Below are 23,187 nucleotides of genomic sequence, written 5' to 3' on the forward strand. Positions count from 1 at the left end.
TGAATCAGGCAGCATGCGCGAGCGGCAAAATCGATGCGTCGGCGGCAAAGCGTTGACCGGCGCGCAGACAGAACAACGGCGACAGCATGCGGTCCGTGACGATCTGCGTGCCTTCGTTATCCTGCAGCACCCAGCGTCCGCGCTGGTCGTCCAGCACGCTGATATCGGCGACACCGCCGACCTTGAGCGTGCCGAGCTCGCCCTGCATCCCTATCATTTTCGCGGCGTTGTCGGTCACCATCGCCACGACCTGTTCGAGCGGCAGGCCCAGAGCCAGCATGCTGGTCATGGCCCCGACAAGGCTGAACCGGGTACGTCCGACGAACGAGTGTTCTTCCTCGTCCGGGTGCGAGTCGGGCGTGCCCGCAGGCTGCGGCACGGTGGTGTTATAGCCGTGCATGTCCGCACCCAGCGTATCGGGCATCACGCCGCCATCGAGCACGATGCGCGCAGTCTTGAAACTGAAATGCGAGCCGTAGCCCACGTCGATCTTCAGCCCGCGCGCCACCGCTTCATGCACCAAGGGATGCAGCGAGCCATCGAGCTCGACAAAGCCGCCGGGATGCCGGCTGAATGGATGCGCAAGAATATCGCCAGCCTTCAGCGTTTCGACCACTTGGTTGAAAATCGAATCGGCCTCGACTTCGCGGCCGCCCTGCGACGGCTTGGGCCATAGCTGTCCGAAGTGGATGTAGAGCGGCAATTGCGCGTCGCGCCCGATTTGCGCTGCGATCTTCATCACGTCGAGACCCCAGCGCGCGAACCCGCCGATTTCGGCGTGTGCCTTGATGCCCTTGACCAGATCCAGATTGGCCAGCGCCGCTTTGACGGTCGCGGCGCCATCGAGGCAATCCGGGCGGTACAGATCAGGGTAGTAATGTCCTTCGAGTCCTCCGACCAGATACGCGGACAGGAACGCAAACACTCGGGTAGCGGCCGGTTCGGCCACAAAATGCCGAAAGCCCGGCAAGGTGATGCAACTGGGGCCGCCCTGGTCGATCAGTGTGGTGACGCCGGAATGTACGCCGCACATATCGGCATTGAGGCCGAAGCGGCCGGTCACGTACTGGAAGACATGACCGTGTGTGTCGATCAGGCCCGGCAGCACCAGTTGCCCGCGGCAATCGATGACTTCCGCGTCTGCCGATTGGGCAGACAGATCTGCGCCGATAGCGGTGACGGTGGCGTCAGTAACCAGCACGTCAAATACGCCATCGCGTTTCGCCGCGGGATCGATCACGCGCCCGCCCTTGAGCAACATTTTTGTCATTTTTGCATCAGCCGACTTGAGGAAGATGTGTGGTGTACCGCAAATTCTGTGCCGGTTTTGCGGGTCGCTTGGAATTCGAGGTTCATGCCTATGAAATAAGGACCTTGGCTTTTTTTGGCGACGAGATACGGGCCATACCTCATAATTTTCCGCACCAAAGAAAAAGTGTCGGTGCACGGCGCGCACCAAGCCCGTGCGCCCTGCTCGTTTTTGGTGAATTACGGGGTGTACCACATATCTGGCGAAAGGCCAGGGTTGAGAGGTAGAATGGCGCGATTGTTGCGTGGCGATTGCTGCGTGGTGTTGGTAACGTTTGTCCACGCAGCATTGCTACCATCCAGGGGAGCCGTAGATGATCGTACCGATCATGACCGAAGAACAGACCGAGTCCGCGGTGGAGCTCGACATTGAGCCTAATGCGGTGCGTGCCGAACTTGCCCGTCGTCAGGCCAGATCGTTGTTATTCACGCGCCCGGGCTTTTTGATTCGCCGCATGCATCAGATCCACGGTTGGTTATTCGCCGAGGAAACCAGCGCGTTCAACATCACGCCGGTGCAGTACAGTTTGTTGACGACGCTTTCGGAAATGGGCGAGATCGACCAGAACACACTGGCGCTGGAGATCGGCCTCGAACGATCGAGCGTCGCCGAAGTGATTCCGCGTCTGCAATTACGGGGTTTGATCGATAGGAGTCAATCGCCGACCGACAAGCGGATCAAGCTGGTAAAGCTGACCCGCCAGGGCAAGCGACTCGTGAGCAAGATGGCGCCGGCTGTACAACGTGCACACGATCGCACGTTGGAGCATCTTGAACCGGCGCAGCGAGACTTGTTTATGCTGCAGTTGGTACGGCTCGTGGAAGCGAACAACGAAGAAGGCGTTGTGCCGCTGCGGGTGCGGGGCGCAGCGGACTGAGTCTGGCGCGACGCTACCCTTGGCGCATCGCACAAGCTAATGGCGCACGGACCTGTAGCGGGGCGCCGCCATTAGCAGTCGTACAAGCTCATTCGAGCGCCGCAGCCGGTCCAAAAAACTCATAGCGGATTTGCTTCTCGGGAACACCCAGTGCTTTCAAGTGCTTCTTGATTGCCCTCATGAACCCGGTCGGTCCCAGGAAATAGACGTCCACGTCGCGCGTTTCCGGCAGCCACTCCTTCAGACGTTGTTCATCGAGAAGGCCGATCGCGTTCGGCTGCGTGTCGCCTTCGCGATGTTGGTCGTAACTATAGAAGCGCTTGAGCTGCGGATGGCCATGGGCCAATTCATCGATCCAGCCGCGAAACGCGTGCACTCCCCCGTGGCGCGCTGAATGGATGAAATGGATCGGCCGCAGCGTTTTCAACGCGGCTTGCAACATCGCGAGCGTGGGCGTAATGCCGACGCCGCCACTGATCAGCACGAGCGGACGTGTATTCGGTTCGAGCGTGAAATCGCCGGACGGCGCGAACAGTTCCAACGTGTCGTTTTCGTGGATCTCGTCGTGCAGATAGTTGGACACCTTGCCGCCCGGTTCACGCTTTACGCTGATGCGGTACTCGTGCTCGTTTGATACGCAGGACAGCGAATAATTACGACGCACTTCCTCGCCCTTCACGACCACGCGCAGCCCGATGTACTGACCCGGTTGGAATGCGAGCACGTCGCCACCGTCGGCGGGGCGCAGGTGGAAGGACGTGATTTCGTCGCTCTCGCGGACCTTGCGCGCCACGCGGAACGCGCGCGCACCGCGCCAGCCACCCTTGGCGTGTTCTTTCTCTGCATAGACTTTTTCTTCCAGCCCGATCAACAGGTCAGCGAGTTGCTGATAGGCTGCGCCCCACGCTTCGATGACGGCATCGGTCGCGATCTCCGCTCCGAGTACCGTGCGAATCGCGCGCAGCAAGCAGCCGCCGACGATGGGATAGTGTTCGGGAAGAATCTGCAACGCGACGTGCTTGTTGATGATCTGCCCGACGAGGCCACCCAGTTGTTCAAGCTGGTCGATATGCCGCGCGTACATCAGCACGCCGTTGGCCAGCGCGCGCGCTTGCGCACCGTTCGCTTGATGGGCCTGGTTGAAAAGCGGCCGCACTTGCGGGTTCTCTTCGAGCAGTGTTTTGTAGAAGTGGCTGATGAGTGCTTCGCCGCCGCTTTCGAGCAGCGGAATGGTTGCCTTGACGATGGTGCGGTGTTCGATGGATAACATGATCGCTTGCCTTGGAAAAAGTAGATTGATGCTGCTGAACCGGGCAACGCCAGATTCGTGAAAGCACTTACTCTATCCACTTTCCATGCCAGCTGTTAAATGCTTTAAAATCATAGAGATATAAATCAAGGCAGTTAATATGACACGAGTCGATAAGACTGCAGCAGCGGTCAAAATGACTACGCGAGCGGTTCTGGATGCATTGCTGCCGCTCATGGAAGACCTGTCCCGCGACCTGCCTGACGCCGAACGCTACCGCCGTTTGCTGGAGACTTCACGCAGCCTGTTCCCGAGCGATGCGGCCGCGTTGTTAAGGCTCGAAGGCGATTTCCTGATTCCGGTCGCGATCGACGGCTTGAGCAGCGATACGCTCGGACGCCGGTTTCGTGTGAGCGAGCATCCGCGTTTTCTTAAATTGCTCGCCGAGCACGGGCCGACACGCTTCCCTGCAGATTCCGATTTGCCCGACCCTTACGATGGACTCGTGCACGGCATGGTCGGCGAGCTGGAAGTTCACGATTGCCTCGGTTGTCCACTGCATATCGGTGGGCGCGCCTGGGGCTTGCTCACGCTCGACGCGCTCGATCCCGCGCGGTTCGATACGCTCGACCTGCCGTCATTGCAGACGTTCTTGAGTCTGGCGGCTGCCACAGTCAGCGTGGTCGAGCGCATGGATACGCTCGCGCGTAACACCGAACAGGAGCGGCAGCGCGCCGAGGCTTACCGCCAAGCGAGCGGGCAGAGCCGCCGCGAAATGATAGGCAGCAGCGTTGCGCATAAGCGTTTGGTCGCAGAGATGCGCATCGCCGCCGATAGCGATCTCACCGTGCTGATCCTGGGCGAGACCGGGGTCGGCAAGGAACTGGTTGCGAACGGTATCCATGCGCTTTCGCCGCGAGTGGGCAAACCGTTGATTGTGCTGAACTGCGCCGCTTTGCCCGATACGCTTGTCGAAAGCGAGCTGTTCGGTCACGTGCGCGGCTCGTTCTCGGGCGCATCGGCCGACCGGCGCGGCAAGTTCGAGCTGGCCGACGGCGGCACGCTTTTCCTCGACGAAGTTGGGGAGTTGTCGCCCAGCGTTCAGGCGAAGCTGCTGCGGGTCGTGCAAAACGGACAGTTGCAGCGCATCGGTTCGGACCTTGACCACAAGGTCGACGTGCGGCTGATTGCCGCGACCAACCGCGATCTCGCGGAAGAGGTCCGAGCAGGCCGGTTTCGCGCCGATCTTTACCATCGACTTAGCGTGTACCCGCTGCGGGTGCCGCCGTTGCGCGAACGCGGGCGCGATACGCTGCTACTGGCGGGTTCCTTTCTCGAGGAAAATCGTTCGCGGCTGGGCCTGCAAAGCTTGCGCCTGAGCGTGGAAGCGCAAGCGGCGCTCGTCGCTTATACGTGGCCCGGGAACATTCGTGAGCTGGAACATCTGATCGGGCGCAGTTCCCTCAAGGCGCTCGCCAGCCATCGCGAGCGTCCGCGGATCCTGACTCTCACGCAGCGGGACCTCGATTTGACGAATACGCCCAAGCTTGATGCGGGCCTCGCTGCAGGCCTCGCGGCGCCGACGACCGGCGTGGCCGCCGATACGCCCGGGGAAGATTATCGTAGTGCCGTCACGGCGTTCGAACGCGATTTGATTGGGCAGACGCTCGCGCGACATCGCCACAATTGGGCTTCCGTGGCGCGCGAACTGGGCTTGGACCGCGCCAACCTGAATCGGCTCGCGAAGCGCCTCGGATTGAAATGAGGAACGAGCGTCGGATGCGAAACTGGCTAATTAGCTGCCGTCGCGCTTTGCATCGACGATGATCTGGTCGAAGGTGCCGCCATCGTTGAAGTGAATCGCTTGGGCTTTGTCCCAACTACCGAACACCTGCTCGACCGTAAACGTCTTGATCGGCGTGAACTGCGCGGCATAGCGCTTGAGCACGGCCGGATCGCGCGGACGCAAATAATGCTTGGCGATGATTTCCTGGCCTTCCGGTGCGAACAAGAAGTCCAGATAGGCCTGCGCTTCCTTGCGCGTGCCGCGCTTGTCCACCACTTTATCGACAAGCGCCACGGGCGGTTCGGCCAACAGGCTGGAGGTCGGATAGACCGCTTCGAATTTCCCGGCACCGACTTCGCGATCGATCAGGGCGACTTCGTCTTCGAACGTCACCAGCACATCGCCGATCTCGCGCTGCGTGAAGGTGGTGGTGGCGCCTCGGCCACCGGTATCGAGCACCGGCACGTTATGGAAAAGCTTGGTGACGAAATCCTTGGCTTGCGCATCGTTGCCGCCATGCTGCAGGCGCCAGCCCCAGGCGGCCAGATAACTGTAGCGGCCGTTGCCGGATGTTTTCGGATTGGGGATCACGACGGCGACGCCCGGCTTGATCAGGTCATCCCAATCCTTGATGTGTTTCGGGTTGCCTTTGCGTACCAGGAACACCATCGTGGTGGTGTAGGGGCTGCTGTTATAGGGGAGGCGCGTGCGCCAGTCGGCCGGCACCAGATCGCCGCGTTCGTGCAGCAAGTCGATATCGCTGGCTTGGTTCATCGTCACGACGTCGGCCGGCAGGCCTTGCGTTACCGCTAGCGCCTGCGGGCTGGAGCCGCCGTGCGATTGCCTGACGGCCACGGTTTCGCCGGTTTTTTGTTTGTAGCTGGCGATAAAGGCAGTGTCGATATCTTTGTATAGCTCGCGGGTGACGTCGTAGGAAACGTTGAGCAATGTCACCTGTGCGTGGGCGGCGCCGCTAGTCCCAAGGACGCTCAGCGCGGTCAGAGCCGGCAAGGCCAGCGAGGCCAGATTCTGCAGCGTTGTCTTTCTTGTCAGCATGGTCGTGTCGAGTCTCGTAACGTGAACGTGAACAGGAACGCCGATTTTATCGTTGCTGCGAGTGGCAGGTTTGCATAAATACAGGAATCTAAAGCACGGCCGCGCGTTTTAAGCCGCCGTGCGCGGCCGCAACCCAGTAAACTCTCGGCATTCACCGGTTCTTTCCTCTGCTGTTCCACGGGTTCTTTTCTCTTTTAAGAAGCGTCTTGCATGCCGGGTTCCACTTCCCTCTCAGTCGCCGTGATCGGCGGCGGCCCCGCCGGGCTGATGGCCGCCGAAGCGCTGGCTGGCCACGGGCTGCGCGTCGACTTGTACGACGCGATGCCTTCGGTCGGCCGCAAGTTCTTGCTGGCCGGCAAAGGCGGGATGAACCTCACGCATTCCGAGCGGGCGGAGCTTTTTCTCAGTCGGTATGGCGCGCGTCGTGAACGGGTCGCGCCGTGGCTGGAGGCGTTCGGTCCGGACGCGCTGCGCGCTTGGGTGTACGAGTTGGGCATCGACACGTTCGTCGGCAGCTCCGGGCGAGTGTTTCCCACCGACATGAAGGCGGCTCCGCTATTGCGTGCTTGGCTGCATAGACTGCGTGCGAGCGGGGTGCAATTTCACATGCGGCATCGCTGGCTGGGATGGGGCGATGGCGTGTCTGGGGATGCGTTGGGCGATGTGGCTGACGGCGCGACTGCGACTTTGACTTCGACCGGTGGCGCAGCGCAGGGTGCGCTTGCGGCTTCGAACCGCGACGGCGCGAAAGGTGCGACCGCTGCCGCCAACATGTCTCGGTTAAGGTTTGCTACGCCGGAAGGCGAGAAGCTGATCGCGGCCGACACTGTGGTCATCGCGTTGGGCGGCGCGAGCTGGCCGCGTCTGGGATCTGACGCCGCCTGGGTGACGACGTTCGTGCAACAAGGCGTGCCTGTTCAACCGCTATTGCCCGCCAATTGCGGCTTCGATACGACATGGAGCGCGCACTTCAAGGACCGGTTTGCCGGACAGCCGCTGAAGTCGGTGGCGCTCTCGCTGAGAGACGCCGACGGACGCGAGATCTCCCGTGCCGGCGAATGCTTGATCACCGAAACCGGCATCGAAGGTAGTCTGGTCTACGCTTTGTCGGCGCCGATCCGCGAGCAGTGGCTCGCGCAAGGCGAAGCCAACGTCATGCTCGATTTGCTGCCCGCTTTGCCGCTCGAGCGCGTGCTGGCCGAGGTCACACGTCCGCGTGGCGCTCGTTCGCTGAGTAGCCATTTGCAAAGCCGAGTGGGTATCACCGGGGTGAAGGCGGGGCTGCTGCACGAATGCCTGAGCAAGGATGCTTTTACAGACACGGCACGCGTTGCACACGCGCTCAAAGCGTTACCGCTGCGTTTGCTGCGGCCGCGGCCGATCGCTGAGGCGATCAGCACGGCGGGCGGCGTGGCACTGGAGGCGCTCGACGACAGTTTGATGCTGACGAGGATGCCCGGCGTGTTTTGCGCGGGCGAGATGCTGGACTGGGAGGCGCCGACCGGCGGCTATCTGCTCACGGCCTGCCTGGCCAGCGGACGCTTGGCCGGGCAGGGAGCGTTGGCTTATCTGGGCCTAACGCACCGCTAGCCGCCACAGCGACGTCACTTCCGCAGCACGCGCGGCATGCAGTGGATCGCTCTTGTCGGCCGCGCGCGGATGATGCGGTTTGATGTCGGTGCGCCCGAGCACTTTCAACCCCGCTGTCTCTATCAGCGTCAGCAGTTGTTCACGGCTGCGCAAACCGAGATGCTCGGCAAAATCCGACAGGATCAACCAGCCTTCGCCGCGTGGTTCGAGGTGATCCTTCAAGCCATTCAGAAAGCCACGCAGCATCCGGCTTTCGGGGTCGAATATCGCCTGTTCCAACGACGAGCTGGGTCGTGCGGGCACCCACGGAGGGTTGCACACCACGAGCGGGGCGCGGCCGGCAGGAAACAGATCGGCTTCGAGCACCTCGACTTGTGCGCCGTAGCCCAGCCGCGTCAGGTTCTCGCGAGCGCAGGCCAGCGCCCGCGCATCCAGATCGGTGGCGACCACGCGGGCCACGCCGCGTTTGGCCAGCAGTGCCGCAAGCACGCCCGTGCCCGTGCCGATATCGAACGCGAGCGTGCGCGCAGGCAACACCGCATCGGCGACCAGCTTCAGGTATTCGCCGCGAACCGGGGAGAACACGCCGTAGTGGGGATGGATGCGCTCACCGAGCACGTCGATCTCGACGCCTTTCTTGCGCCACTCGTGGGCGCCCACGAGCCCAAGCACCTCACGCAGCGACACCACCGATTCGGTTTGGGGCGCGCCGTACGCTTCCAAGCAGGCCTCGTGCACGTCGGGCGCGCGTCGCAGTGCAATCTTGTATTCGGCATCGAGCGGCAGCAACACCATCGCCAGCGTGCGAGCCCGCTGCGATTGCGCCTGGCGATGCTGGTTGAAGGCGTCCAGCAAGGTTGCCGGCTCCTTGCGCGGCCGGCGCTCGATGCGACGCGCGAGCGCCTCCAAGAGTTGGCGTGCATTCTGGAAATCGCCGCGCCACAACAATGCGGTGCCTTCACTGGCGAGCCGAAATGCGGAATCGGCGGTGAGCCTATCGTCGACCACCATGACGCGCTTGGGCGGCGGCAGGCCGCTCTCGGAGCGCCAGAGCGCCGAGCGGGGTTGATCGGCTTCGTCCCAATGCAGCATCGGCAGCTCGGTCATCGTGCGGCTCCAGCGAGAACAGCAGGGTCGACGGTTCGCGCGCAAGGCACGGGATGGGATTGAAGACAGGCAAACATGGCACTCACAATGTGGCTAAGACGGCATTAAGGCAACCGGACAGGACGCCCGCAGGCGTATTTTGGGCCTGTCGCGCAGTTCTAGGGGGAAAACGCCAGATAAAAAGCGGCAGATAGGGTTCACAAATCCTGCAAGGCGGCTTCGAGCAGGCGCTCGAAGCCGGCACGATCATTCATGGCCTGGCCCAACAGCAACGCGAATTTGACCAGCAGCAGCTCCGATTTTGCGGGCCCTGCGCGATCGATCGCCTGTGCCAGCGCGTCATAGATTTGTTCGAGATCGGCTAAAGAAGTTTCGCTCATGTTGATCATGCTCCGTTCGCTAGGCCCAGCGCGCTATGCAACGCGGCCTTGAGGCTCGTGGCGCTTATTTTCTGATTATCTTGCCGACTATCGGCACGCCAATGGGCGCTGGTATGTTGATCCGGACGCACGAGATAAGCCTGCGCACCCTCTGGTGCAAAACCATAAAGCGCGGCGAAGCGGCCACCCTCGTCGCTGAATGTCTGCGCAGCACCGAGCACGGGTGGTGCTGCACGACGCCCGGCCGGAACGATCGCCACTACCTCGAAAGGAAATCCGCGCTGTTGAATCTCCGTGACCGCGTCACGCAGCGCTTCCGGTAGTTCGGGCTCGGCGGTGTAGTAGAAAAGGTAGAACGATGCGCCCAGATGATCGAACAGATAGTCATCCGGACCCAGGCACACGTTGGGTATGGGTGCGCCGTTCAGCACACCGTCGAGCGAACCCGGCGCGCCGTGCGGCCCCGCAGCGCTCGAATAATTCAGGCTGGAGGACACATATTCGTGCGGTCGCGAGGTGCGCCAGTGAAACAGCGGCCGGACGAATTCATGTTGCAGCGACAACGAGAGCGTGGCGTCGCGCAGCAAGCGGAAGCCGCGTGTAGGCGGCGTCATGAAGCGCGTGCTCTTGCCCGCCTCGCCCACGATCTCTCGCGCGGCCGCCACGCGTTCTTCGCTGTAGGTATCGAGCAGGCGCGGCGAGCCCCAGCCGCGCAACACGAAGGCCAGCTTCCACGCGAGATTGTGGCCGTCCTGCAAGCCGGTATTGGCGCCGCGCACGCCGAAGATCGGCAGCATGTGGGCCGCGTCTCCCGCGAAGATTACCCGCTTGCACACATAATCGGACAAGGTCATCGCACGTGCCGAATACACCGAGTACCAATCGAGCTCCCACGGCGTGCCGCCCGCACCGATCATTTCCAGTTGAGCATTGATGCGCGCCGTCAGCGAGTCGAGCTGCAGCGCTTGCTCGGGCGCTTCGCCGGGCGGCAGTTGATAGTCGATGCGCCACATGTCGTCGGGCTCGCGATGCATCAGCACTGTGTTGCCCGGGTTCCAGACGGGGTCGAAAAATGCCAGCCGCTCGGTAGGCAGGTCGAGTTTGATGCGGATGTCGGCGATCACAAAGCGGCCTTCGTAGGCGTCGCCCTGCATCTTCAGGCCGAGCTTCTGTCGCAGGCCGGAGCGGGCGCCGTCGGTGGCAATCACCCATTCGCTGTCGATCTCGTAGCCGCCATCGGGCGTGTCGACGCTGAGCGTTGCGTGGTCACCGTCGTTATGAACAATGTCGGTGACGTGGTTGCCCCAGCGCAAGTCGATCAACGGTTCGCGCTCGATCTGCGCGACGCAAAAGCCTTCCAGGTATTGTTGCTGCAGGTTGATCAGCGGCCCGAAACGATCGTCTTGCGGGTGTGGCGCTTCCATGCGAAACACGCGCTCGCCGCGGTAGAACGAATTGCCGTAGCGCCAGGGCAAGCCTTTTGCCGTTACCGCGGCGGCGACACCGACCTGCTGCAGAATTTCCATCGAACGGCGTGTAAATACGATGGCGCGGCTCCCTTCGACCACTTGCAATTCGGACTCGAGCACGACACTGGCAATGCCATAGCGCGCCAAGTCGAGCGCCGTCGCCAGACCGATCGGACCGGCGCCGACGATCACGACGCGGTGACGCGTGCGCGAGCCTTGCTTCTCGGGTGGCGGCGCATACGGATGCACCTGGTAGTCGTAGTACAGCGAAGAGTGCGCGGTGGCGGTGGGCTGATGCATATGTCTCCTGACGCGATGGCGGCGCGAATTTCGACCCGTCTGAGCGGAGCGTGTGAGCACATCTTAGCGGCTGTTGCGTCGCTGCTTGTCCTCATTTTGGGGACAAACGTCGCCTGGGGGCGGTCGTGCGGGATAGGTGCCTGATCGAGCGATTAGGCGGGCAATAAGGCAGGCGTCCAGGCAAACAACGAGGCAAGCGACTGACGGCGCGGCTGCTACTCAGCTTAGTGCGCGCTGCCCGCCGCAAGCGCAAACAGTTCGCGCTGGCTGCCGATGCCCAAACGTCGATAGGCACGCTTTTGATAAGTCACCACGCTTGAGACGGCGATGCCCATGCGCTCGCCGATTGCTGTCGCGCTTGCACCGCTGAGCACACCACGCACGACATCGGTCTCGCGTTTGGTTAGCGCCGGGCACAGGCTCGCGAGCCGCCTGAGCATTTGCTCGGGTAACGTCTCGGCGCGGCTAAGCAACGTGTAGTGTTGACGTGCCGCCGCACCGAGCAGCGGCGCGAGCGTTTCGAGAATTTCCAGTTCATTCGCGCTAAAGCGGCCGTGCGCCATGCTGCGATAAAGATTCAGCGACAGGCTGACGTCATCATCAACGTGCAATAACAGCGCGACTCGATCTTGCACGCCAGGGCGGTCATAACAGGTAGCGCGATAGGCATTGCTGGCAACTTCATCGCGCTGCTGGCGATGCAAAACGATGGCGTCCGAACGTCTCGCGCGGCTTTGCGGCCCGAACAGCACGGCCTGATTACCATCCTGAGCGTAATAAAGACGGGCGTAAAGGCTGGCGATCCGGTCCAGTTCGCGACCATCGCGTTGATCGGCGGCCGCTACGGTGCGAGGGCGATTGCCGAATTCATAGGCAAACAGCGTGCATTGCTCGATCGGCAAGAAGGCTCGCGCTGTGCGCAGCACTTGGGCAGCAAACGGACGCAAGGCGGCGTTGCCTAAGCTCGCGAGCAGACCGCTCGCATGTGCAATGTCGACCTCGCGCGGCGAGCGCGATTCGCTGACGATATGGTGCTCCATGGCTAGCCCTCCCCTGACAACGCGCGGTTTCTTCAGTGCCCCGATTTGGAAGCAATCGGCTGCGCGCCCAATCGCCTATTTTAAGGCTAAATGTATTTCAGCCCGCGATTTCGGCCTGCCTGAGCACTGCCGCATCATTCAACCGCGCGATTCAATCGTCTCACCCAACCGGCCCGCTCACCACGCCACCAACCACGTCGCGCCAGGCAAACAAAAAAGCCCATGACATAAATCGTCATAGGCTTTTCATTACTTCACCGCATTGCGCCGAGCGGTGCCCGGCCAACGAGAACCGCTTATTCGTTGTTAGCCGCCGCTTGACCGTTGCCTTGCGACAATGCAACTGCGGGTGCGCTGTACGACGTTGCCACGTCGGCACGCGTCGGGTACATCGTGTTTTCGTTTTCGCCGGCGGCGAGTTGACGGTTAGGCGTTGCGGCCAATTCGCGCTTCACTTCGGCGCGCGATTTCGACGGGCCGGTAGTTGCGACCGACGGGTAATAGGTGTCGTCGTTCGCTTGGATGAAACCTTGTTGCTGCGCTTGAATCAGTTCTTGACGAACTTCAGCGCGAGTCTTGGTGCTGACTCCCGCCCATGTCGAGACGTCATCGCCGACATTTGCGTTACCGGCGAAAGCGGGAGCCGAAGCGACAACTGCGGCCGAGACCAACAGAGCTGCGAAGAGTTTGTTTTTCATGGTATTTCTCCAATATCGTTGATGGGGGACGCTTGCACCGGACTTGCCGGTTAGTGTGTCGACAAGAATCAGTGTATACCCTTGTTCCGCCCCAATTAACGGCGCTTGCTTAAACTGATAATTTCAATTTCAGCAACAATTCAAGCGCGACTCGCCCAAACGCCTTGATCCAAAGGGGATTGGGCAAAATACTGGAACCTGCCTCGTACCATTAGTACGAAATTTGCAATTATCTATTACGCTGAGTGTAATCATCGCGCGGGCAGAAGCCGGCGATGTCACGCGAAATGCTAAGGCGCTGTGGGTGTGTTTTCGTCCAGGCCGTTTTCGCGCAGCAGGCGTTCGCATTCATCCAGCAGGTCGAGCGCCAGTCCGGATTGATGGTTGGGATCGAGCGCTTCCATCATTTCATGGGCGGTATATAAGCCCGCTTCACGCGACAAAGTGGCCGCGAGTTCGCGGGCAAACTGGTCGCTCAGACTGGAAAGCAGGCGGCGCTCGGCAAGCGCCAGTTGCACCTTCGAGCGGGACAACCACAAAGCGGCCAGCGTTGCGCCCTGTGCGTCGGTCATCCACTGACCATGTTCGTAGAAGGTGGAGAGACGCTCGGCCGCGAGCGCAAATAACAAGGCTTTGCGCGTGTCGAGGTTAAGGACGAAGGGTGTTTTCATGCGACGGGGCGGTGACTCGGGTTCAGGTGATCGGGCAGGTTAGGTGACTGCTCGACGCCGCGATAGCAGCGCACATTGGCGCGCGCCAGCATTTCGGTGTCGCCTCGACTATCGCCGTAGGCGTAGAGCAGGGTGGGTGCGTCTTCCTGCCACCATGCCTCGAGGCGTCGCACTTTTTCCGGTCCCCAGCAATTGCGCGAGGCTAGTCGACCGGTGTAACGGCCCGCGCTGACTTCAAGCTCAGTGCACAGGGCCGTGGCAAAACCCATTTTGTTCGCCCACAACCGCAGGTACAGCGACGGCGAAGCGCTCACCAACACGGTCTGATGCCCTTGCGCCTGATGCCAGGCAAGCCGGGCCAACATCTCGGGGCGCAGCCATTGCGCCAGGTCATGCTCGACAAAATCGGCCGCCCACTGTTCGACTTGCGCGGCCGGACGGCCACCGAGCGTCGCGCGCAGCAGACGTTCTTTGGCATGATGGCGATCGGTCAGATGCAGCGCACAGGCCGCCAACCAGGGCAGCGCGCACAGCGCGCCCAGCGCGAAACGCGGCCAACCCAGCGCGCCGGATAAAAAGCGCTGCAGACTATCGCAGGTAGTGATGGTGCCGTCGAAATCGAAAGCGGCGACGATGCGCGCATTTGAGTGCGCCGAAGCGGTGGGTTCAACAGCAAAAGTCATCGGGGCGCTAATAAAAGAATCCAAAAATCGAAATTGTTCCGAGTGGCTCTGAGCTAGGCGATGGTAGGGCAACCCGGAACACCCGAGCGCAAACCTGCAATACATTGACGAATCATTCAGATATCTTACAATCAGCTCGCTGATACGGAACCTCAAACACGCACCCAACTTGTAGCAGACATGCGCGAGGCGCGTACTACGCCGACTAAAAAAAATCGGGGAGACAGGCCATGACCGATGCTGTTCAGAGTAGTGTCCCCTATCCTGGCCGCTCTGCCGCTCTGCCGCTCTGCCGCTCTGCCGCTCTGCCGCTATGGGTACTGCCACTGATGCCAGGCGACGCATATTCGGTATTGTAGGCGCGTCGTTAGGCAATCTGGTCAAAGTCGATTATCTGCCGAATGCACCCTGGCACCCAGGCACCCTGACTTGCCGCATGGCGGGCGGCACGTCAAGGAAGGCGCTGCTACTGACGTTAAGTTGATACGGTGGCGAGATGCGGCTTAGCATACAGTTGCGACTGGCATACACTAGCGGCACAATAAGCACGTTCATATTCCGGGTTTGTCGTTTTTTTACGGTAATTTTTTCACCTTTCACAAATATCAAGTTTCCATTTTTTGGGCACGCATAAGCTGAAAAAATCCGTTTGGATCTTGATATTCGACATGTGATATTACGCGTGGGGTAATTACGCTTGAACTGGAGTCCTGTCGCGTGTTCGCGAGCGATTCATAATCGCTACGCTAAGTCACATCGTCCAACTTTCACGTCGGGCCAGATATGAACACATCGCTTACGGTTCGCCGACTCGCAGGGGAGCAAGCTGCGCTGTATCGCGAGTTGCGTATCGCCGCTTTACGCGAAGCGCCTTACGCTTTTGGCACGACGCTTTCGGAAGCGCTCGCCGAAGACGAGGAAACGCTCGACGCTTTGGTGCAGCAACTAGCGCAATCCGATCAACGCGCCGGCTTCGTGCTCTACACCGAAGGGCAGCCTGCCGGACTGGTGGGTGCTTATTTCGAAGACGCGCCTGAGCACCGAAGCTTCCTTCGCGCGCTATGGGTCGCACCGGCGGTGCGCCATCTACGCGGTGGCGAACTACTGGTCAGCGCAGCTACCCGCTGGTTGATCGAACACGATTCGACGCTGGTCTACGCCTGGGTGACGGACGCAAACGTCAACGCCATGCAGTTTTACCAGCGGCTCGGATTCACCCCATCGGGCGATCGTCAAACGCTGCCGTCCAACCCAAATGAGTGGGAAACACTGCTCGTCAAGGCTGTTTGAATAAGACTTCACCAACACCACGCTGCTAGTCGGATAAAACCTCTTTACCCGATTGAGCGGCTGTCTTCGCCTGTGCCCTCCCCGCGGTTTCCTCAGCGTATTTGCAAAGTTCGCGCACACCGCTAACGGTGCGGGCACCCGTGGCGCACGGCCCGTTTATTTTTGAGAAAAGCCTCGCTAGGCCGGTTTTATCCCGGAACTCCCGTGCGTCCACGCGATCAATATGTAAGCGCGTCATCTACTCGCGCCGCCGTCCCTACTCCAGGCCGCTCGTCGACCGCTCCAAACTCATCGTTTGATTCGCGCAGGGCGTTCTGTGATTCATCGTATAAGGATTCAACCGTCACCATGAAAATCGAGTTCCCCAAAGTACCGCCCGATATCGCAAGTTCGCTGGAGGGCGCGAAGGTCGTCAATATCATTAGTTTTCCGGTGATCGTCGATGGCCGACGCTTCTTGAGCGATATCACATTCCAGGCGCTGATCGAGCATTTTGGCGCAGCCTCCGAGGCGAGCACCGAGATCAAGCAGGCATTCGAAAGCGGACGTGAGCGAATTCACGCGGCGACGCGCGAACAACTCGCGACCAATGGCTCCCGCGCGGTTCATCTGACGGCACGAGATTTCTAAATTTGTTTAAACGCAAATAACCGGATAAAGGTATCGGGTCGCCTGAGCAACTGAGCCACTGAGAAATTGGGGCAACTGACCGATTCACTCAGCGCACGCTTTGGCGACCACTATTGTTGGCGTCGATCACGCCGGAGAGATTTTTAATATCACGAGCTGTCGTCAGAAATCCGCGAACCCACTCGGGAATCGCTACCGTGCCTTTCTTCCAACGGCCTAGCAAGTTTTTGTTCACTTCTGCCATGCGACAAAAGTCGTCGTGCGTCCAGTCGAGCTCTTTAAGCGCCTGCTCAAATTCTTCCAGATTCATGTCGCACCTTGCCCAATATCATTTTTAAGTGGCGGTTCCACGAACGGGAGCCCGGTGAGCTCAACTGCCTGATTGGGTCCGGGCATGGTGGGACTTTAACCGGTTCTTTCCGGGGTGCCGATTACAATTTTCTTACTTTTTTTTACACGGGATTACGGAGATATAAAACAGATGGCCGTGCCTTTTAAAAGGGCGCACCTTTTTACAAGGGGACGTGAACGAAAGGATTTCGCTCCGAAGGGGCGAAAGTTAAGAAAATCGTCCCAATTACGAAGGGCATCCAGTGTGCGCTAACGTACGGAACGGTGCAGATGCGCTGCCGCGGCGTCGGAGCCAGATTGCGGCAGCGCGTTTTGCGCGCGGAATGTCGATGCAAAAGGGCTGTGCTAAGCATCGATTTAAAACTCGCGTCTCGGGGTTAATGGGGCCCTTGCGACGTTTCCGGACCTTGAGTTTTGGGTTTGGAAACTTCGTGTGCCGAATTTCCCGATACGTTGTTGGTGGTCGTATTGACGCCCGTCGAAGTATTCATCGCTGACTTCTTCATTGCAGAGTTGGGCGTCCCGGCCTTATTCGGGTAATTGGTTTGATCGTTGGGAACCGGCGAGCCGGGGCCGGGGTTGCCCGGTGTGTTTTGGGCGAACGCGGCGCCCGAGACGAGCAGCGCTGCCGCAGCCACAATGGCCGAAAGTCTGAGATTACGCATGATGATCTCCTGAGTAGTTGCTTTAAGTGCGATCGCGAAAGCGATTTGGCAGAGCAATACCAGCAATCGGCGTACCCGAACCGGCGTACGCGCGACATTGATCATCTACTTGGCCGGACCGGGTTTTTTATGAATACAGACGAAACCCTGGATAAACGCAGTTTCGGAATCTGCGGCGATAGGCGCAAACGTAGCATCTGGCTGGGGGTCGGAGTACACGACCTTGCCATCGGCATCGAGAAAATCGGTCTGTGTGATCTTTGACTGATTGCGGTCGCAATCAAACACCACTTGGGCCATCATGGTCTTGAAAAAATTACCGCTGACTTCGCGAGGGCTGACGAACTCAGACTTCACGAGAGCGTGACGCTCGCCATTGGCGTAGATCGTCGCGGCCGTGCGTTGCAGGTACACGGTTTCCGACTCGCTCTTGCCTACGGGCACCCAATCCCCCCCGTCAGGGGTTGCTGCGAAGGCTGACGTAGCGGCCAGCGCCGCGAGCAAAAACACAGCTATATTTTTCATACTGTTCCTCATTGCAAGCGAGAAGTTTAGCCGATCCAGTCGGTCGACATGCGTAGACCCGGTGTCGCGTCGTATTATCCAGGCTTGCCTACTCGCGGCTCAGCCCATGCCCACTGTCGATTTTCGCCCTGCTGCATCACCTCGATCTGTGATTTCCGATAAAGCGGCATCGCGCCGGCGCGTGAGTACTTGGATGTCGATTCCGGCCGCGGCGGCGCTGTGCATCGCGCTCACCGGCTGCGTTAGCGCCCCGACGCCGCGCGCCGCTGTCGACCCGGTCGGCATTTTCCCGATGGCGGCGTACGATCAGACCGTCGACCATTGGATAGATCCCGGCAGCGCGAGTTATGACCAACCGTTCCTGTCGCCTGCCGAACAGCACGCGCATTTCGAAGCGTTGTACGCGCGTTATTTCGGGGTTGGCGAGAGCGATCCGTCGCCGTGGAATCGCTCGTTCGTGCAGGCGCGCGTGTATCGCCAGAATGGCGGCGATATTGCTGCTTTACAGCGACGCCGCATAGCCTCGTACGACAACGAGGACAAGACCGGCAGGCATATCGGTTTTGGCCAGAACTTCCTGCCGCACACATCGGCCTGGATCGCGGCCATTGCGAGCAACATGAACGTGGCGCAATTCGAACACGATGCGCTGTATCGGCCGGCAGATCGTGCGATTGCAACTGACAACCTATTGGTGCGAGAGCTCCCGACGCTGGACCCCTCGTTTTATGACCGCCGCCTGGCCGGAGAAGGGTACCCGTTCGACAACCTCCAGATCTCGGCCGTGCGGCCAGGCACGCCGCTTTACGTGCTGGGCAGCAGCGCCGACGGAGGCTGGCGCTACGTGCAAACGCCCGATGTGCAAGGCTGGGTCCGTAGCACGGGGGTAGGCCTGGTGGACGAGGCCTTCGTCGCCACCTGGCGAGCGGCCGCGCGGCAGGCCCTGGGCGCGGTGACCGTGGCTTCGGCGCCGGTCCGCGATGACCAAGGCGCATTTCGCTTCGATGCGCCGGCCGGCACGCTGCTGCCTGTGCTCGCGGCTGCGCCTGCTTCTGAGTCCGAGTCTGTCTCTGCCTCTGAGTCCGCGTCTGGGCCGGTGGCTATGTCTGCGCTTGTGCCCACGCTTGTGGCCACATCAGGCACCTCGACCCGTACCATTTTGGTTCCAGCCAGCAATGCGAACGGCCGAGCCGAAATTCGCACCGCGCAACTTGGCCGTGAGCAGATCGCACGGGTGCCGCTGAGCGCCACGCCGCGCCATCTGGCCATGCTGATCAAGACCTTGATCGGGCGCCCATATGGCTGGGGCAATACCGGTTTCTACAACGACTGTTCATCCGAACTTCAAAGCATCTTCGCCACCTTTGGCGTGTGGTTGCCACGGCACTCGTCGACTCAGATGAGTGCCGGTCGCATGGTCGATCTCTCGTCCGACACGCCCGCACAGCGCCTCGATTACCTGGTCAGCCACGGTCAACCGTATCGCACGCTCATTTATATCGGCGGCCACGTCATGCTGTACCTTGGCAATACCTCTCGCGGCGGGCATGCCGTAGCTGTGGTGTACCAGGATATCTGGGGCTTGCGGCCCGCGGACGATAGTCGGCGCGCGGTGATCGGCGGCTCGGTGATCATGCCTTTACTAAAAGATATTCCCGAAGACCCGGCTTTGAGCTCGCTGGCGGCCACGCCCATTTTCCAGATCACCATTATCGGCGGGGCCGACGAAGGCACTCCGACTCAACCGGACGACGATAATCCCGCTAGTTGAAGGGGGCGTAGGCATTTGCCGGGAAAGCCGGGGAATTTGCGGCTTGGAACGCGGTCGAATGGCGGCTGGCAGCAACGCCGAGCCAGTTGCCATTGCGTGCGGTTCGGCACCCACCATCCCTTTACAGGAAAGAACCCTTGAACGCCAAGATCCTCACCTCGCTGACCGCCGTCGCGGCCCTCGCCGGCTGTGCCTCAGCCCCTCAACTGGAATGCTCGACCCCAAGAGTGGTGTATTCCGAGGCGGCAAAAGCGCAAGGCGCGCACGGGACCGTCAAGGTGCGCATCGGTGTTTCAGAAACCGGTTCAGCGAAAAGCTTGTATCTCGTCCAATCTTCCGGTTATCCGCTGCTGGATCAGGCCGCACTGGATTCGGCCCGTGCCGCATCGTGCACGCCGTACCACCCCAGCATGGGCGGCGATGCGACTGCCGGCACGGCGCTGGTTACCTACCACTTCGATCTGATTCGATAGCTTGCACGGGCCGAGCTGCACAACCCGAATTGCACAAATAATATGCAGAGATCCTGCGCCCGCGCCGCAGTTCGCTGAATTATGGCGGGAATCCTATTTGCTGATGTCCGACTTACTGCTGTCAGATTTGCTAGTGTCTAATACGTGAGCGAGGAAGATCGCTACGACCACGACCTTTGACTGCGCTGGGTGGGGGAGATATGCAAAAAAATATCGTGATTGCCTGTCTATTCGGTTTTGTCACGTGTGGCGCCGCCATGCGCTTTGATGCCGAACCGATGTTGGTCACCGTTGTCATATTCATAGTGGGAGCCGCACTCTGTGGTTTGGTGTTGAACCGCAGGCGAGCCGCGACGCGAGCACGACGGCACCGCGCGCCGACCCGGATGGAAACCCATTAGCACGGGGTCGCCGTCCATTACTGCGGAGAAATCTATGCAAACGCCCAAGAAAACGCCGACGTCAGCGGAGGAGCGTCTCGAAGACAGGTTGGACGAAGGTTTGGACGAGTCGTTTCCGGCCAGCGACCCGCTGTCGGTTTCTGGCGACAGCGTCGTGCGCAAAGCCGCGCCGGCACCGCACGAGAAGCCCAAGCATCATGAAAAATAAAAGGGGTGCATCATGATGTTCGATTTCGAAGCCGATCTTACCCACGACGGCAGCGCTCGGGATGCGCAGGTGGGCACCGCCGAATTCGAAGGGCTCAAGCGCGTCACGGTGGTCACCGGACAGCGCGAGAACGCGCGGCAGATGTCCTTTCGCGTTGACGATGCGCCATTGGACTCGGGTATCAGCGACGAAACCCTATGCAGGATTGCGATTGCGCAGGCACTGGCTAGCGCTACGAGCTTATACAGTGCAAAGGAACTTGATCAGCCGGAAGCTCAATTGAATTTCCAGTTTCTCCCGTGGGATGGGCCGCTGCGTTTGGTGGAATAGGCCCATGAACTGGTGCGCCCATATCGTGGTCCTTCTTCACGGAGCAAGTGTATGACCATCCGGCGTAGTGGCCCCAACGTGGTCGACGTCAACAACGAGCGGTTGACGTTCGAGGACGAGATGACGGCAAGTGACTTTATCGCGTGCTTGTCGCATGGCGATGTGGAATCGTGTTCGCTCGAGTTTCCACCGGAGCAGACGGAGTACATCGGCGACGAGATCGGCGATCCGCACGACAGCCCGGACGCAAACCCCCGCACAAACTCCATCAAAGACAAACGGCCCGCGCCAACGAAAAAGCCTGCGCCGAAAAAACCAGCGACGAAGAGTTAGGATAGTTAGCCGTCAGCGCAATTACCGCGAATTTCGACGTATTTGATGCGACAATTCCCGGTGCGTTGTCCGGATCTCCGCAACGCCGGCCCGTTTTTGGCTAGCCCATGCCTATTAACTATCTCCGCGGCTTCACCAGCCCGCAGCGCACCACTCGGGCCAATAAACGCCTGGGGTGCTCGCTGGCCTTTGTCGCAGGTGCGGCGAATGCCGGCGGCTTTCTTGCCGTCGGACAATACACATCGCATATGTCCGGCATCGTTTCATCGATGGCCGACAATCTCGCCTTGGGCGAAATCGGACTGCTGATGTCGGCGCTCAGCTCGCTCGTAGCATTCGTCGCCGGTGCGGCCACCTCGGCCATTCTGATCAATTGGGGGCGTCGGCGAAATGCCCAAAGCGAATACGCGGTCCCTCTTGTATTGGAGGCTGGGCTTCTGCTATGTTTCGGCCTGCTGGGCTCGAATCTGGAGAATCATCGGCTGCTGTACGTCCCGGCGACAGTGATACTGCTGTGCTTCGTGATGGGCCTTCAGAACGCCATGATCACCAAAATCTCGAAGGCAGAAATTCGCACGACCCATGTCACCGGTCTCGTTACCGATATCGGCATCGAGCTGGGCAAGATGTTGTACTGGAACGCCGTGCTTCCTGCGTCGGGTGCAGCGTCGGTCAAGGTCGATAAGCCGAAGCTGAAATTGCTTGCGTCGCTGTTTGCTATGTTCTTCGTGGGCGGCGTGGTCGGTGCGCTCGGCTTCAAACATGTCGGCTTCGTTTCGACGATACCGTTGGCGGCGATCCTGCTGCTGTTGGCTGCGGTGCCCGTAATGGACGACCTGATCGCCTATCGGCGCTAGTCGACACAAACCGCTCGCGACTGGCGCTGCGCTGTTGGATCACCTCATTGGGCCATCTTAATCAACAAAGGATCTCATGTTCAAATTTTGGGCTGCGGCGCTATTGTCTATTCCGATATTGGCTCATGCCGGCTGTGAGGACCGCCTGTCCACGTGGGCGCAGGCCTTGCACCCGGGGCGCGCAATCACCGCCGCCGATTCCGCCTGCAAGGTGTGGTCGGCCGACCCTACACTGACGCTGGCCGTGCTCGCGTTCAAGCAGAAAGCCACTGATCCGGATGCGGCGACTTACGATGTCGACGTGCTGGTCGCCAAAAGCGATACCGGAGAAGTACTCGCGCATTTGTATCGAACCGCCGCGCTAAACGAAGATGCGGTCACGATAGAAAGCGTCGGCCTCGATACCGCGCGCTATCAGCTGGCGCCCGATACGCGCGCGTTTGGCGTACGCATCGATCATCAAGGTTCGTCACGCGTGAATCCGTTTGGCAACTCGGTGCTTGATCTGTACGTCATGCAAGGGCATACGCTCAAGCGCGTGCTGAGCAACCTGGAAACGCGCGTCGAAACCGGCGATTGGGACGGGAATTGCGCCGGAACCTTTTCTACCGTCAATCGGGTCATTTCGATCGATCCCAATCAGGCCAATGGCTACGCCGTGCTGCGCGTGAGTCAAAAAAGCGGCAGCAGTGATGCAAAGATGAGCGGGGGGCAATGTGTGAGCCGGGACGTGCCGGCGGTGCGCGCGGATTTCACGCTTCAATACGATGGAACCCAATACGAGGTGCCTAAAAAGCTCAGCTTCGAGGAGTGAGCTTATTCGTCCTTCGGTCGGCTGGTCGCGTTCAGGTTCGCTTGCTTTGCATTGGACTCGGGCGGGTGCGCTAGCACTGCTTGACGACAAACAACGCATGTTCATTGCGTTGGCGTACAGACAAGCGTTACGCCGCTGTCAAAACTGAAAGCGGCTTTATCGTCAAGGAGGGAAAGTCCGCATGAAGGCGTGCAATCATGCGCCGATAATGCGGGTGCGTATTCGTTGCTGGCGACGTCACACGGCGGTCGGCGCCGTAGAACACACCCGGGCGCGCCAGCAACGGGGCGTTACCACGCGGTTTAGACGTGTGGCTTGAACCCG

Annotated in this window: 25 protein-coding genes; 12 read left to right on the top strand and 13 right to left on the bottom strand. The window is 60.2% G+C overall.

Features of this window, described 5'->3' with window-relative positions:
- Positions 1-4: 4 nt before the first annotated feature.
- Complete coding sequence (locus tag GSQ77_RS05290; protein WP_158899783.1) at positions 5-1,270, bottom strand: amidohydrolase/deacetylase family metallohydrolase; 1,266 nt, start codon at positions 1,268-1,270, stop codon at positions 5-7.
- 352 nt (positions 1,271-1,622) lie between these two features.
- On the opposite strand from GSQ77_RS05290, the gene GSQ77_RS05295 reads away from it, so the two are divergent.
- Positions 1,623-2,186, top strand: coding sequence for a MarR family winged helix-turn-helix transcriptional regulator (locus GSQ77_RS05295; protein ID WP_254067452.1), 564 nt, complete (start codon positions 1,623-1,625; stop codon positions 2,184-2,186).
- An 88-nt stretch (positions 2,187-2,274) separates the two neighbouring features.
- Here the strand turns inward: GSQ77_RS05295 and hmpA are convergent, their stop codons facing one another.
- A complete protein-coding gene (hmpA, locus tag GSQ77_RS05300) occupies positions 2,275-3,456 on the bottom strand; it encodes an NO-inducible flavohemoprotein (protein WP_158899785.1) in 1,182 nt (393 codons plus the stop codon).
- A 139-nt stretch (positions 3,457-3,595) separates the two neighbouring features.
- Here hmpA and norR point away from each other — a divergent pair, with 139 nt between their 5' ends.
- Positions 3,596-5,200: a nitric oxide reductase transcriptional regulator NorR gene (gene norR / locus GSQ77_RS05305; RefSeq protein ID WP_158899787.1), complete on the top strand. Its 1,605-nt coding sequence runs from the start codon at positions 3,596-3,598 to the stop codon at positions 5,198-5,200.
- 30 nt (positions 5,201-5,230) lie between these two features.
- Here norR and GSQ77_RS05310 read toward each other — a convergent pair whose 3' ends face one another.
- A complete protein-coding gene (locus GSQ77_RS05310) occupies positions 5,231-6,277 on the bottom strand; it encodes a sulfate ABC transporter substrate-binding protein (RefSeq protein WP_158899789.1) in 1,047 nt (348 codons plus the stop codon).
- A gap of 210 nt (positions 6,278-6,487) precedes the next feature.
- On the opposite strand from GSQ77_RS05310, the gene GSQ77_RS05315 reads away from it, so the two are divergent.
- On the top strand, positions 6,488-7,867 hold the full coding sequence (locus GSQ77_RS05315) for a TIGR03862 family flavoprotein (RefSeq protein WP_158899791.1): 1,380 nt from the start codon (positions 6,488-6,490) through the stop codon (positions 7,865-7,867).
- On the opposite strand, the gene GSQ77_RS05320 is transcribed toward GSQ77_RS05315, so the two are convergent.
- The 7 genes from GSQ77_RS05320 to GSQ77_RS05350 all read right to left on the bottom strand — a co-directional run bounded on the left by GSQ77_RS05320 (position 7,853) and on the right by GSQ77_RS05350 (position 14,215).
- Positions 7,853-8,974: a class I SAM-dependent methyltransferase gene (locus GSQ77_RS05320; protein ID WP_158899793.1), complete on the bottom strand. Its 1,122-nt coding sequence runs from the start codon at positions 8,972-8,974 to the stop codon at positions 7,853-7,855. The two genes, GSQ77_RS05315 and GSQ77_RS05320, sit on opposite strands and share 15 nt — an antisense overlap.
- A 197-nt stretch (positions 8,975-9,171) precedes the next feature.
- Positions 9,172-9,354 carry a DUF2783 domain-containing protein gene (locus GSQ77_RS05325; RefSeq protein WP_174246392.1) on the bottom strand — a complete coding sequence of 61 codons (183 nt, stop codon included), beginning with the start codon at positions 9,352-9,354 and terminating at the stop codon, positions 9,172-9,174.
- Between the two features lie 5 nt (positions 9,355-9,359).
- Entirely contained in the window at positions 9,360-11,123 is a 1,764-nt protein-coding gene (locus GSQ77_RS05330) for an FAD-dependent monooxygenase (protein ID WP_158899797.1), read from the bottom strand.
- Between the two features lie 224 nt (positions 11,124-11,347).
- Positions 11,348-12,163: a helix-turn-helix transcriptional regulator gene (locus GSQ77_RS05335; RefSeq protein WP_158899799.1), complete on the bottom strand. Its 816-nt coding sequence runs from the start codon at positions 12,161-12,163 to the stop codon at positions 11,348-11,350.
- Positions 12,164-12,459: 296 nt separating this feature from the next.
- Entirely contained in the window at positions 12,460-12,861 is a 402-nt protein-coding gene (locus GSQ77_RS05340; protein WP_158899801.1) for a DUF4148 domain-containing protein, read from the bottom strand.
- Between the two features lie 290 nt (positions 12,862-13,151).
- Complete coding sequence (locus GSQ77_RS05345) at positions 13,152-13,532, bottom strand: hypothetical protein (RefSeq protein WP_158899803.1); 381 nt, start codon at positions 13,530-13,532, stop codon at positions 13,152-13,154.
- Positions 13,529-14,215: an HAD family hydrolase gene (locus GSQ77_RS05350; RefSeq protein ID WP_158899805.1), complete on the bottom strand. Its 687-nt coding sequence runs from the start codon at positions 14,213-14,215 to the stop codon at positions 13,529-13,531. The genes GSQ77_RS05345 and GSQ77_RS05350 overlap by 4 nt, the downstream gene beginning before the upstream one ends.
- Before the next feature lie 783 nt (positions 14,216-14,998).
- On the opposite strand from GSQ77_RS05350, the gene GSQ77_RS05355 reads away from it, so the two are divergent.
- The gene (locus tag GSQ77_RS05355; RefSeq protein WP_158899807.1) at positions 14,999-15,505 is read left to right on the top strand and encodes a GNAT family N-acetyltransferase; all 507 of its coding nucleotides are present in this window, start codon (positions 14,999-15,001) and stop codon (positions 15,503-15,505) included.
- Between the two features lie 348 nt (positions 15,506-15,853).
- Positions 15,854-16,135 (top strand): DUF1488 family protein, encoded by a 282-nt coding sequence (locus tag GSQ77_RS05360; protein WP_158899809.1) that lies wholly within the window; start codon positions 15,854-15,856, stop codon positions 16,133-16,135.
- Between the two features lie 88 nt (positions 16,136-16,223).
- Here the strand turns inward: GSQ77_RS05360 and GSQ77_RS05365 are convergent, their stop codons facing one another.
- The 3 genes from GSQ77_RS05365 to GSQ77_RS05375 all read right to left on the bottom strand — a co-directional run bounded on the left by GSQ77_RS05365 (position 16,224) and on the right by GSQ77_RS05375 (position 17,676).
- Entirely contained in the window at positions 16,224-16,445 is a 222-nt protein-coding gene (locus GSQ77_RS05365) for a hypothetical protein (protein WP_158899811.1), read from the bottom strand.
- Between the two features lie 418 nt (positions 16,446-16,863).
- Positions 16,864-17,151: a hypothetical protein gene (locus GSQ77_RS05370; RefSeq protein ID WP_158899813.1), complete on the bottom strand. Its 288-nt coding sequence runs from the start codon at positions 17,149-17,151 to the stop codon at positions 16,864-16,866.
- Positions 17,152-17,256: 105 nt separating this feature from the next.
- Entirely contained in the window at positions 17,257-17,676 is a 420-nt protein-coding gene (locus GSQ77_RS05375; protein WP_158899815.1) for a surface-adhesin E family protein, read from the bottom strand.
- Positions 17,677-17,869: 193 nt separating this feature from the next.
- Here GSQ77_RS05375 and GSQ77_RS05380 point away from each other — a divergent pair, with 193 nt between their 5' ends.
- The 7 genes from GSQ77_RS05380 (at position 17,870) to GSQ77_RS05410 (ending at position 22,863) form a co-directional block, all read left to right on the top strand.
- On the top strand, positions 17,870-19,447 hold the full coding sequence (locus GSQ77_RS05380) for an SH3 domain-containing C40 family peptidase (RefSeq protein WP_254067454.1): 1,578 nt from the start codon (positions 17,870-17,872) through the stop codon (positions 19,445-19,447).
- 137 nt (positions 19,448-19,584) lie between these two features.
- Positions 19,585-19,920 carry an energy transducer TonB gene (locus GSQ77_RS05385; protein WP_158899819.1) on the top strand — a complete coding sequence of 112 codons (336 nt, stop codon included), beginning with the start codon at positions 19,585-19,587 and terminating at the stop codon, positions 19,918-19,920.
- 435 nt (positions 19,921-20,355) lie between these two features.
- Entirely contained in the window at positions 20,356-20,529 is a 174-nt protein-coding gene (locus tag GSQ77_RS05390; RefSeq protein WP_254067455.1) for a hypothetical protein, read from the top strand.
- A gap of 12 nt (positions 20,530-20,541) precedes the next feature.
- On the top strand, positions 20,542-20,859 hold the full coding sequence (locus GSQ77_RS05395; protein WP_158899821.1) for a hypothetical protein: 318 nt from the start codon (positions 20,542-20,544) through the stop codon (positions 20,857-20,859).
- 51 nt (positions 20,860-20,910) lie between these two features.
- Entirely contained in the window at positions 20,911-21,192 is a 282-nt protein-coding gene (locus GSQ77_RS05400; RefSeq protein ID WP_158899823.1) for a hypothetical protein, read from the top strand.
- A 107-nt stretch (positions 21,193-21,299) separates the two neighbouring features.
- Positions 21,300-22,049 carry a YoaK family protein gene (locus tag GSQ77_RS05405; RefSeq protein WP_158899825.1) on the top strand — a complete coding sequence of 250 codons (750 nt, stop codon included), beginning with the start codon at positions 21,300-21,302 and terminating at the stop codon, positions 22,047-22,049.
- 76 nt (positions 22,050-22,125) lie between these two features.
- Positions 22,126-22,863 carry a hypothetical protein gene (locus GSQ77_RS05410; protein WP_158899827.1) on the top strand — a complete coding sequence of 246 codons (738 nt, stop codon included), beginning with the start codon at positions 22,126-22,128 and terminating at the stop codon, positions 22,861-22,863.
- Positions 22,864-23,187: the final 324 nt, after the last annotated feature.

The organism is Burkholderia sp. L27(2015) (assembly GCF_009765705.1).
In the GTDB taxonomy this organism is placed as follows: domain Bacteria; phylum Pseudomonadota; class Gammaproteobacteria; order Burkholderiales; family Burkholderiaceae; genus LMUX01.